This is a genomic window from Bacteroides sp. (assembly GCA_036351255.1).
Classification (GTDB): domain Bacteria; phylum Bacteroidota; class Bacteroidia; order Bacteroidales; family UBA7960; genus UBA7960.
Genome location: JAZBOS010000131.1, coordinates 1 through 11,524 on the forward strand (window position 1 = coordinate 1; position 11,524 = coordinate 11,524).

Below are 11,524 nucleotides of genomic sequence, written 5' to 3' on the forward strand. Positions count from 1 at the left end.
CCAATAGGCTTGTCCACGATCCCGCTGCCGTCGTCTTTCCCAGCATCACCTGCATAATGATCGCGAATGCTTTTCTCATAGGCTATCATGGCTTCCTCCAGGTCGCGGTAAGTCGTTTCTGTCCACCAGCTAAACGCCGGATGGTAGCCATAATAAAACTGCCAGGCTTCGTTGACATTTTCGCGCAGGCTCTTTATCACATCACCTGCCTTGTCAGCCTCCATCCAGTTGGCAAAAGGCCTGACCGCTTCAAGGTTCTCATTGGCTTCCTGGAATGCCAGGTTAGACTGATGAAACAAGGCAGCTTCATCCTTGCCATTGACCGGCCCCCCCCTCCGGCGGTTTCTGACGAACTGGTAGAGGTCACGAGCAAAGTTTGTCACAAATTCCACCCTTTGAAACTCTTCCTCTGCCAGCTGATGCAGAAACCGGCTTTTCAGGATGTGATTTCTGAACAGGATGTAATCCAGTTTCCCATCGTAGGAGAGCTGATCAAAGTCTATTTTTTCAATGGTCGACAGCCATTCATTGTAATGCTGATTGATACGGTCGTAGTATTCCTGGCTCTCGCGCAGGGCATATTTACGCTCGAGAACCCTGAGGTCGGCCTGGTAAGTTGAAATTGGTTCATAGAGTTCAAAACCCTGTGCCAGCAAAGCTGTTGCAAAGAGATTGAAAAACAAAGCAAACAAAGTTAATTTCTTCATGGGTTAAAAAGGTTGAAGGTTGTTGGGCCAATTCGGGAGTGTAAGATTAGGCAATTTCAATAAAAAATAAAAGCCAATTTCACAAAGAAGCGATTTTTCCGCAAGGATTCCTTCACATATGAATTCCACGAAATGTTTGAAAGCACCCGGGAGCAAAAAGGAGAATAAGTCTGACAGGCTATTATTATTATTGAAAATTTTTCCGCAAATTCCAGTTATGATCGGGAAAAAAATAAACGAACAAGGCATTCGTGTAAGAAGGCTTGATCGAAAAAACCGCAGGTTTTGTGATCCGGAAAACTACCAGATACTCTGTATGGCGGGAGGGGTTTCCGGTTTTCAGCTTGAATATACCACTTGTCCAGTTTACCCCAACACCATTGCCTTTCTTTCACTCGGCTGCCAGGTGGATATCAGATTCTTTTGCCATCCACCGCCCCAGGGATGGATTGTAAGTTTTCACCAGGACTTTTTCCTTAAAAAACCCTTTAAAATCTGAAAATCATGCACTTATGCATTTACAACGGAAGCGGAGATGTCCCCGTGATGGTGCTTAGCACCAGGATAGGTGAGCGGGTGAATACCCTGGTGGAAAGGATTGCAGAACTTAACGGATCACAGATCCCCAACCCTGAAAAGGCCGCTGATTCGCTGCTTAATACCTTGCTGATCTATTGCGAAAGCAAATGCAATGTCAAGGTGAATAAAACAAAAAACCGCCACGAGGTGAACATTTTGGCCCGGTATAAGCAAGTGGTTGCAGGCCATTTTCCTGAAACGCACCAAGTAAGCAGGTATGCTGAAATGATGCACCTCTCCCCAAAATACCTTAACCAGGTCATGAAGCGGGTTATGGGAACCTCTGCCAAATCAATCATTCAGGAAAAACTTTTGATCAAGGCCTGCCGTGATCTGAAGTTTTCGAGCGAAAGCATAAAGGGAATAGCCAATAAGCTTGGTTTTTCAGAACCATAACATTTCAGCCACTTCTTTTAAAAACTACCGGGCAATCGCCATCCTGTTACAGAGAACTTTAGGAGCATCTCTCAAGCAGAAAGAATTCCACTAATTTCAAAAATAATAACAGAAAGAAGAATTCTTCCTCATTTCAAAACACCTTAGACAGGAAACGAAAAATTAGGTTTTCAACTGTCACAATAGTACATTTATACTTTCAAAGGTTTGAAAGATCTCTCTGAAAATACCCAGCTTCACACATAAAATCAATAAAAAATGAACGAACAAGAACTCCAGTTCCGCAGGATGGTGGAAATGATCAAAAAAAATCTTAGGAAGTTACTAATAGGCCTGTTGGTCTTGATTGCCTTGCTTACATCTATTAAAACAGTTGGACCCGAGCAGGAAGGCCTTGTATTATTTCTTGGCAAGTATAACCGGACGGTACAGCCAGGCCTGAACTTTATTGTGCCTTATGGACTGGAAAAGATGTTTAAGATACCCGTCCAAAGACAGCTTAAGCAGGAGTTTGGCTTCCGGACAATAGAAGCCGGAGTTCGTTCTCAATATGCTAAGGACAATTATCGAGATGAGTCGTTAATGCTAACCGGTGACCTCAATCTGGCTGATGTGGAATGGGTGATACAGTATCGCATTGTGGACTCATACAATTATCTTTTCCGTGTTCGCGAAGCCGAAGATGCCCTGCACGACATGTCTGAGGCAGCGATGCGCAAAATTGTGGGTGATCGTACCGTGAATGAAGTGCTTACGGTTGGCCGTCAGGAAGTCGCTTCAAGTGTAGAAGTTCTGCTTCAGCGTATGTGCAATGAATATGAAAACGGCATCAGGATTGACCAGGTTGTCCTCCAGGATGTCAATCCACCCGATCCAGTAAAACCCTCTTTTAACGCCGTGAACGAAGCACAGCAGGAACGTGAAACACTGATTAATCAGGCTGAGTCGGAATACAACCGGGTTATACCACGAGCCAGGGGTGAAGCACAGGAGACCATTCAGTTGGCAGAAGCATATGCCCTGAACCGTGTCAACGGGGCCATCGGGGAGGCCGATCGTTTTAACTCACTCTACAATGAATACATAAAAGCACCGGATGTAACGAAGAAGCGCATCTATTATGAAACCATGGAACGTATACTTCCCAAACTCGGAAACAAGATCATTGTCGATGAAAAAGGCAATAACGTATTGCCCCTGCTAAATATTGACCAGATCAGGCAAAGCAATTAACCCCAAAAAGTGAAAGACATGAAAGCCAAACATATCATACTCCTTGCCTCCCTTGTGTTGATACTGATTCTTAGCCTGAGCACCATGTTCATTCTCGATGAAACGCAACAGGCCATAGTCACCCAGTTCGGCAAGCCAGTTGGCGGTGCCCGCACGGAGCCCGGACTAAATTATAAAGTCCCTTTTATTCAAAAAGTCCAATACTTCGATAAAAGATACCTGAAATGGGATGGTGATCCTAATCAGGTCCCCACGCAGGATAAAAAGTTCATCCATGTTGACACTTACGCGCGCTGGCAAATCACCGATCCGCTTCAGTTTTTTATTCGCCTGCGCGATGAACGCAGCGGACAATCGCGCCTCGATGATATTCTTGATGGAGAGACCCGTAATGCTATTGCCAGCCATGAGCTCCTTGACCTGGTGCGTTCAACCAACCGCACCCCGGAAGTCTATGAGGATTACCTGCAGGAACTGGAAATTTTGGAAGACATCACCGTTGGCCGGGAAGAAATTGAAGCCATGGTTCTGAAGCGTGCCAATGAAAGGACGGCCGACCTGGGGATTTTAATTTTAGACTTTCGCTTTAAGCGAATGAATTATGTGGCCGAGGTTAGGGAGCGCGTTTACGACCGTATGATCAGTGAGCGCAACCGAATCGCTGATCAGTTTCGCTCAGAAGGTCAGGGGGAGGCGCGTAAGATTGAAGGCGACAAGGAACGCGACCTGGCCCAAATACAATCGGAGGCTATCAAAGAGGCCGAAATGATAAGGGGACGGGCCGATGCAAAGGCTACAGAAGTTTATGCCTCAGCCTATAACCGTTCTTCCATGTCGAGAGACCTCTATAGTTTCATTCGGGCCATGGAATCCCTCGAGAAATCATTGGATAAGCAAACCAGCATTATCCTGACTACCGATAATGAATTGTTTAAGTACCTGAAAGATACGCGGTAAATTGAAAGAAAAAAAACAGATACTTTCTTAAAAGAGAATAAAACGGAAAACCTTAAGGTCTGTGAGGTTTTTACAAAAACCCATAGAAACTAAGCTGATCAGTTTCTTTGTTGACCGTTGCTATTTTTGTGGTCTTTTGCAACTCCCCATCAATTTGAAATTCTGCATCGTCATGGTTTTGAATTTCAGCTTCAGTGCACGACCAAATCCTGACATGATCGAGCTTATCAATTTGGCCGTTGAAAAGAGCCAGGGAAAGGGATAAAATCTCGTCAAGGCCCCTGATATTTATTGAGATCACTTCAAATTTCCCGTCATCGATCCTGCCTTTGGGGTTGATAACCGCCCCGGTGCCATATCTGTCGCCATTTGCAATGACAAGCATGTGAGCCTGGACAGAGAATTCTTCCTTTTTCATTTTTAGGGTGAAGCGATAGGGTTTCATTTCTAAAAATTGTTTGAGAGAACTCTTAAAGTAGCTGATCATTCCCCTTTCATCTTCCTTTTCAAATTTTTTAATCAACCCGGCATTAAATCCAAAATCGCTAAGATGCAAACAAATGTTTCCATTCACGGAAAGCGCATCGACCTTATTGACGCTGTTATCTTCAATAGCCTGAATGGCCATCGGGATATCCTCTATTCCAAGGCACTTTGCTAATCCATTGGCAGAACCCAAAGGAATAATTCCAATGTTGATTTTAATCCCAGCATTTAAAACGGCCTGAGAAATCATGTTTATGGTTCCATCCCCTCCTCCAATAAGCAGTCTTTCGTATTCATTCCCCTTCAGCGCCTCCAAAATGCGATTGGAATTAAATTTTTCATTTGTTTCCATGATCTTAAACTCCATATCATCCAGCCTGGACTTAAGGGTCTCCAAAACCTGCTCCTTATCTACACCCTTTCCTGAGGCGGGATTAAATACAAAGAGTGTTTTCATGAGGTTAGGTTGCGTTTAAGATATCAATCCGTGATTTCTGGCATGAGCCATGGCCTGCTGGGTGTCCTTCACAAAAGTCATATCAGGAGCGCCGGGATCCTCAATACCGGTCTTAAGCAGGATCCTGCGCTGGCGTGAAGCAAGTTTTATTTCTCTTATGTATACTGCCTCTATTCTTCCAGGAAAATCCCTGATCACTTTAGCATAAATTTCGGGGTCATGTTGCCCGCTGTCTCCAATAAGAATAAATTTCATGCCGGGAAAAAGTCCCAACAGCATCTCAATTTTTTCAAACTTATGATTGTGCTGCCCTCTGCCGGATTTCCATATATTATGCAGGTCAACATGCAAATCTTTCAGCAAAATAGGGCCAGGGGGAATTCCTCTGTATCGCAGAAAGTCCTGAATCATATCAAAAAGGTTCCAATCGCTGGAGGACACATAAAATATCGGGTTTTTACCACCAGCACTCAAGGCTTGGTAAAAATCACTTACACCTGGGAATGGCCGGCGCGTATAGGCATTTTTTGATATGGAAAGCCAAAGTTTTTTACCCACACGGGTGGCATGAGAAATCAGCACGGTATCATCAATGTCAGAGATGATTCCTCTGGGCATGTCAGAACGAAACCGCACTGTCTTTGCGAATACCAGGTCTTGCAATGGATCAATGCCTTGTTCTGGAATTAAACGTAACCCCATTTTCTCATCTTGTGAATAAATGGGACTTTCTTTTTCGAAGACACAGGATATTATCCCTTCCGGATCACTGGTAAGGACCTTTTTCTCTTCATGGAAAAAAACCTCTACCCTAATGTTCGGAACGCTGCTGCCGGCATATCGCCTGAAAGCTGCAAGAATATTTTGCAGGTAGGTTTTATTCTCCGATGGTTTGCTTTGCTTGTAAGACTCAACGACCCGCCCTTTAAAAAAGAGAGTATGTTCATTTCCAAAAGCATACAAAGGCTCAATACTTAGAGCTCCCAACTTTCCAAGACTCTTTTTCAATAGCCCAAAGGCCAAGCGAAAAGGTAATGTTAATAATCTGCTAAACATACATTCTATTCCCAAATTAAACCATTCGGACAAAGATCAACTATTAGGTAAATGCCGGGCTTAAGTTTTTGGTGTTGGCAGATGACAAATTCAGAACTTAGACTTTGCTTCTTGAAATGCCCTGGATATGTCCTCCCATGCATTATCAAGCCCTTTTTTAATTTCTTCCAAGGCTTCTGTTCCTGATTGCTCAAACTCACCAAAGCTGGATTTGGCTTTCTTAATCTCCTCTTCCAGTTTAGAGATTATTCCAAGCTGTGCTTTTTGTTTTTCAGGGTCCGTTTTTTCAACCTGACTTTTAAGTCTCTCCAGATCAGCCTGCCAGTCTTCAATACCAACAATCATCCTTTTTTTGTATTCATCGAAATCGCTCATGACAATAAATTTTGGGGTTATTTGCTAAGTTATTGAAAAATAAACGAAAGTGCAATCTTTGAGGGGTTATGGAACGTCTGACCTCAACAGAGAAATAAAAAAAATGAGTCCATTTGTAAGAAAAAACTACTCAAACCGATCATAAAGATATTATGTCAGTCATTCGAGCACAAATAGGCGAAAAGCAAAAGAATTGATCAATGCGGTTATCCCAGGAAAAGGGGCGCTAATTTTCAATCCTCTCCCCTTTCACTAAATTCCTGTAATCATCCATTACGGACCGGGCTTCCGAAAAATGGTTAACCTGCATCATCCGGTGTCTGAGTTCTGCGGCGCCCACGAATCCATTGAGGTATATCTTAAAGAGACGCCTGAGGTTGGAAAAGTGCTTTTCGTTTCCCCAGTTTCTCTCAAATACATCGAGTTGGGCCAGCAAGGTTTTCATTTTTTTTCGGGCTTAAATTCTCCCTTTCCGGGTGAAAATAGCCAAAGGTTTTTAAAGATGCCACGGCCAATCATAACCCCATCTGTCCCATAAGAATGGCAACGGTCAAGACCATCCGCCACAGACTCTGCATCCCCGTTGCCAATGATGTGGATATGCGGTGCCAGCTCATCGCGCATTTTCACGGCCTTGCCGATCTCATTCCAGTCGGCCTGCCCTTCGGACATTTGCTTCTGAATGCGACTTTGGAGGATGATGGCATCCAGGGGTTGCCGCAATAAGAATTGCATCCAGCGTTCAGTTTCCACCTGCTTCACCCCAGGCGGATCTTTACGCTCAGAGGCAGTCGGGTAGCTTCGCGGGTAGCAGCAATGATCTCCCCGGCCAGGCGTTCCTATTTGATAAGGAACGAGCAACTTCCGTGTGCCACAAAGTTGTTTACCGGCCAGCCCATATTGATGTTGATGCCATCGAAATCAAAGTTGTCCTCAATATTCCGGATGGCCTGGAAATACTTCTCAGGCTTGTTGCCCCATACCTGTACCACGATCTTAACGTCCTTTTCCCTGAGAAGGCGGCGCTCGCTTTCGGAGACCTTCAGCCGATGGTTCACCTTATCACGTCCAACCGGATGGCAAAACCCATCGGTTGAAGTAAACTCAGTATAAAGTACGTGCAGCTGCCCGCGATCGCTCAGCCGCAGCACCAATTCACGGAAAGCGGTATCGGTAACATCCTCCATCGGGGCCAGGATGAACAAGGGCTGGCAGATTGGGCCCAAAAGTTAAAGGAATTCTTTTCCAGAATTTGACCTTTAAATGGTTAGAACCCCTGTATCAACAAAAGGCAGGAAAAAATGTTTGAATAGCCCTGGGTTGGAGACTCAACACCCAATCTTAAAATAATGGAAACATTCTACGGGAAAAATTTCAAAATTTGGTATTTTAGTGCTGCGTTTTGAGAAAATGCTTTTAATTCCTACATTTGTTTAAGTTGAAAATTTGAGGATTCAATATCCCTAGGCTCCCTGATATAAAGATCACTCCACCCAATTTCTTTGAGATCGATGGACCAATTAAGAAAGTATTTTCCCGTGTTTGTCATTATTCTCTTTCCCTTCATTTCCTTTGGGCAGATCAAAGATTTTGGCATACCCGCTATCGTAAACTACGCAAGGACTACCTATTACGCAAGCACGCAAAATTGGTCTATAACCCAAAGCAGCAAGGGGTTTATGTATTTTGGCAATAATGATGGTGTGCTGGAATATGATGGAACAAACTGGACCACATACCCCGTTCCTAATCAATCCGTTGTCAGGTCAGTCCTGGCAATTGGGGATACCATTTACATTGGAGCTTTTGAAGAAATCGGTTACCTGGCCCCAAATGAAAATGGTGAGTTAAGCTTTCATTCGCTTAATCATTTAATTCCCAGTGATTTTAAAAGTTATGATGAAATATGGAGTATTTATGGATACCAGGGCTTGGTCATCTTCCAATCCTTCAATTATATCTTTGTTCTTTCAGGAAATGAAATTGAGGTTTTTGAACCGGAAAGCAATTTCAGTTTTATGCATTTTGTAAATGGTCGCTTTTATATCGTTGATAACGAGAATGGTTTGATGCTTTTTGAAAATGACAGCCTTCAATTGATAAGCAACCACCCGGTGTTCTTCCGAAATGAAATTAGATGCGTACTTCCTCTTGAAAACGAAAAACTGCTTATCGGTACTTCCAATGAAGGGCTTTATATTTTTGACGGGAGCGTTTTATCTCCATGGGATGTAGAGATTAGTGATTATTTGAAGCTAAACAATTTGTTTTCGGCCATTAAACTTTCAGATGGAAATTTTGCTTTTGGATCTGTCCGGAGCGGTATTTTTATCAGTGACCGGCAAGGTGAAGTCCTTCAACATTTAAACCGTTACAAAGGTTTACAGAACAATACCATTCTCAGCCTCTTCGAGGACTCCCGCAAAAACCTTTGGCTCGGGCTTGACAATGGGATAGACTATATTGAGATAAGTTCGCCCCTGACAATCCTCAACTACAATTACAATATTGAAAGTGCTTACACCAGCCGGGTTCACAATGGAATTCTTTATGTGGGTACCAACCAGGGATTGTACGCAGCCGAATTATCCAAAATCAGTGGGGCAGGCTTAACTGAAGAAAAGTTCAGGCTCCTCAAAGGCACCGAAGGACAGGTATGGACGCTTGAAGTAATTGAAAACACCTTGTTTTGCGGTCATAACTTTGGGTGTTTTCAAATTGAAGGCTTTAAAGCAAGACAAATATCTGATATCAGAGGATTCTGGTCGTTCTTGGAACTTCCTGCCCTTGAAAATATAATCCTGACAGGAACCTATACCGGGCTGGTAAGGTTGTTGAATATCAATGGCCAATGGGAATTTCTTGACGAGGTCAAGGGGTTTAAAGAATCAAGCAGAAACATATTTCTTGATGGGAAAAATAACCTATGGATTTCTCATGGCTACAGGGGGTTGTTTCAACTTCAACTATCCGAATCTTTTGACGAGGTAACGCACGCGGAGCTTTTCTTGTCAAGGTCAGGACTTCCTGCGGGATTGCCATATAACCTTCAAACAATAAATAATCAAATGGTTATCACAACCCAATCCGGTTTATTCCAGTATAATCAGGACAATCACTCTTTTTATATGCCAGAGGAGATAAATCGGACTTTTGAAGGGAAGGGGTTTATTGATAAGATTCACCAGGATAAAAATGGGAATTTGTGGTACTTCACTAACCAATACCTGGGCATAATCCGTCTTCTTGAAGATGGAACGTTCCGGGACATTACCGCACCATTTTCCAGAATAAATGAAAATTTATTGCCTTCTTTTGAGAATATTTATGTTCATAATCCGACGAATGTATTTATTGGTTCTCAGAATGGGCTAATCCACTATGACCCAACAATTATCAAGGATTACAGTTTAGAAGAGGAGGTTTTTTTCAATGAAGTTTCTTTTTATGGAAAACAAGATCCAATTCGCTTTTTTTTTAGAAATGGATTATCTGAAGAGAGAATAAAGAAACTAGAGAAAATTCCCTTTACAAATAATTCAGTCAGTTTCAGATTTACAATCCCAGCTTTTGAAAATCCTGAAAAGATCTTGTTTTCATACCGTTTAAAAGGCTTTGATGACAGTTGGTCTGCTTATGATGGCATTAATTTTAAGGAATATACCAATTTAAGGGAAGGTAATTATACCTTTGAAGTAAAAGCAATCAACGCTTTTGGAACAGAAAGCCAGGTGAAATCCATCTCCTTCTCTATTGCACCTCCATTTTTGCGTTCGCGCGCAGCTTATTTCTTTTACTCAGTAATTATCTTGCTTATCATTGCAGGTAATATTTATTTTGTAAGAAGGAGAATTCTAAAAATCAGGCAGAGGGAAAAAATCAGGCATGAAAAAAGACTTGCCCAACGTGAACAAATCTTTAAAGAGAAAACTGCATTAAGCGAAAAGGAAATCGTTCAGCTACGCAATGAAAGCCTGCAAAGCGAAATGAAGTTTAAGAATAAAGAGTTGGCCAATACTACCCTCCACTTAATTCAAAAAAACAGAACCCTTACTTCGATCAGAAACGACTTAAATAAAATATTGAAAAACTCCACTTCAGATAAACTTGAAAAACAGTTTGTGAATAATTTAATTAAGAAAATCAACAGAGATCTACGCAATGAAAAAAGCTGGGAATTATTCAACAATTACTTTGATGAGGTGCACCAGGATTTTATAATACGGGTAAAAGAAAAACACCCAAACCTTACTCCGAAGGAATTACGACTTTGTGCTTATTTGAGGATGAATATTTCTACCAAGGAAATTGCTCCCCTTATGAATATTTCTATACGGGGTGTCGAGATTAGCCGCTATCGTTTGAGGACCAAAATGAACCTTGACAGAAACACAAACCTGACCGAGTATATTATGTCAATTTAAATAAATTTTCATTCATTTAAGATACTTAAAAAGATACCTTAATTATCAAGCTACTCTGAAATGAATTATTTATTATGAGAAATCATTTTTTTACTTTTATTATTATATTATATTGAAAAACAATTAATTAAAATTATAATGATGTAATTATGTTGTAGTAAAAAATGCTTTTGTTGAGTTATTGATGCATCCTGAAATTTGCCTTGTTTTTGAACAGGGGTTTACTTTGTTAAGAAATTGTAAAAAATGAATGCGGTGGTTATAAGAAATTCACATTCAAGCTTTTTCTTAATTCCCTCAATATTTCCAAACAAGCTAAATTTTTGTTCCATTACTTAACCAAACAAAACAAACAATGAAAAGATTTAAATTACGGCAACGTTTTTTCCAGGCTGCAATACTCTTTGGAGTAATGTCGGTTTTCACTCTTTCCTCCTGCGAGAAAGAAGAAGAGCCCGTTGAGGATCCGATCGCAAGTTTTCAATATGAAGTGAGCGAAGAAAACTGGCAGCAAGTAACTTTTACAAACTTCTCCCAGAATGCTGAAACCTACAGCTGGAATTTTGGGGATGGCGAAACCTCTACCGAGGAAAACCCGACCCATACCTATGCCTCAGCAGGGGATTATACTGTTGTACTTACAGCAACCAACTCAGCTGGAGTAAGCACAACTTTTGAAGAGCTTATTGAGATCAAGGATCCCTTTGAAGCACTCACCCTTCTGGCAGGCGAGACCTCCAAAACATGGCGCTTGTATCGCGTGGGCACCAGTATGGGTGTTGGCCCTAGTGTGGATGACCCCCGCAGTTGGTGGTCGCTTGAGAATAACGGGATTCGCCCCTGTGTGTATTTCC

The 11,524-nt window shown here is 42.0% G+C and carries 13 protein-coding genes; 6 read left to right on the forward strand and 7 right to left on the reverse strand.

What is annotated here, in order from left to right; all coding sequences use genetic code 11:
* On the reverse strand, positions 1-707 hold a 707-nt coding region (locus tag V2I46_12930), incomplete at its 3' end, for a hypothetical protein (protein ID MEE4178402.1).
* 217 nt (positions 708-924) lie between these two features.
* On the opposite strand from V2I46_12930, the gene V2I46_12935 reads away from it, so the two are divergent.
* From V2I46_12935 to hflC, 4 genes are all read left to right on the forward strand, one after another.
* Positions 925-1,206 carry a hypothetical protein gene (locus V2I46_12935; protein ID MEE4178403.1) on the forward strand — a complete coding sequence of 94 codons (282 nt, stop codon included), beginning with the start codon at positions 925-927 and terminating at the stop codon, positions 1,204-1,206.
* 5 nt (positions 1,207-1,211) lie between these two features.
* A complete protein-coding gene (locus V2I46_12940; GenBank protein MEE4178404.1) occupies positions 1,212-1,682 on the forward strand; it encodes an AraC family transcriptional regulator in 471 nt (156 codons plus the stop codon).
* 258 nt (positions 1,683-1,940) lie between these two features.
* Positions 1,941-2,915 carry an FtsH protease activity modulator HflK gene (hflK, locus tag V2I46_12945; protein MEE4178405.1) on the forward strand — a complete coding sequence of 325 codons (975 nt, stop codon included), beginning with the start codon at positions 1,941-1,943 and terminating at the stop codon, positions 2,913-2,915.
* A gap of 18 nt (positions 2,916-2,933) precedes the next feature.
* A complete protein-coding gene (hflC, locus tag V2I46_12950; GenBank protein MEE4178406.1) occupies positions 2,934-3,872 on the forward strand; it encodes a protease modulator HflC in 939 nt (312 codons plus the stop codon).
* Positions 3,873-3,942: 70 nt separating this feature from the next.
* On the opposite strand, the gene V2I46_12955 is transcribed toward hflC, so the two are convergent.
* From V2I46_12955 to V2I46_12980, 6 genes are all read right to left on the reverse strand, one after another.
* Positions 3,943-4,815 carry a diacylglycerol kinase family protein gene (locus tag V2I46_12955; GenBank protein ID MEE4178407.1) on the reverse strand — a complete coding sequence of 291 codons (873 nt, stop codon included), beginning with the start codon at positions 4,813-4,815 and terminating at the stop codon, positions 3,943-3,945.
* A 15-nt stretch (positions 4,816-4,830) separates the two neighbouring features.
* A complete protein-coding gene (locus V2I46_12960) occupies positions 4,831-5,904 on the reverse strand; it encodes a phosphatase domain-containing protein (protein MEE4178408.1) in 1,074 nt (357 codons plus the stop codon).
* 57 nt (positions 5,905-5,961) lie between these two features.
* Entirely contained in the window at positions 5,962-6,246 is a 285-nt protein-coding gene (locus V2I46_12965) for a hypothetical protein (protein ID MEE4178409.1), read from the reverse strand.
* Between the two features lie 226 nt (positions 6,247-6,472).
* Complete coding sequence (locus tag V2I46_12970; GenBank protein ID MEE4178410.1) at positions 6,473-6,691, reverse strand: hypothetical protein; 219 nt, start codon at positions 6,689-6,691, stop codon at positions 6,473-6,475.
* A complete protein-coding gene (locus tag V2I46_12975) occupies positions 6,688-6,981 on the reverse strand; it encodes a tRNA-dihydrouridine synthase (protein ID MEE4178411.1) in 294 nt (97 codons plus the stop codon). Before V2I46_12975 ends, V2I46_12970 begins: the two co-directional genes overlap by 4 nt.
* Positions 6,982-7,085: 104 nt before the next feature.
* Positions 7,086-7,472 carry a tRNA-dihydrouridine synthase gene (locus V2I46_12980; protein MEE4178412.1) on the reverse strand — a complete coding sequence of 129 codons (387 nt, stop codon included), beginning with the start codon at positions 7,470-7,472 and terminating at the stop codon, positions 7,086-7,088.
* Between the two features lie 312 nt (positions 7,473-7,784).
* Between V2I46_12980 and V2I46_12985 the strand changes: the two genes are divergently transcribed.
* Together V2I46_12985 and V2I46_12990 are read left to right on the forward strand one after the other, a co-directional pair.
* Positions 7,785-10,670, forward strand: coding sequence for a triple tyrosine motif-containing protein (locus V2I46_12985; protein MEE4178413.1), 2,886 nt, complete (start codon positions 7,785-7,787; stop codon positions 10,668-10,670).
* Positions 10,671-11,025: 355 nt separating this feature from the next.
* Positions 11,026-11,524, forward strand: a 499-nt coding sequence (locus tag V2I46_12990) for a PKD domain-containing protein (GenBank protein MEE4178414.1), incomplete at its 3' end; no start/stop codon positions are given.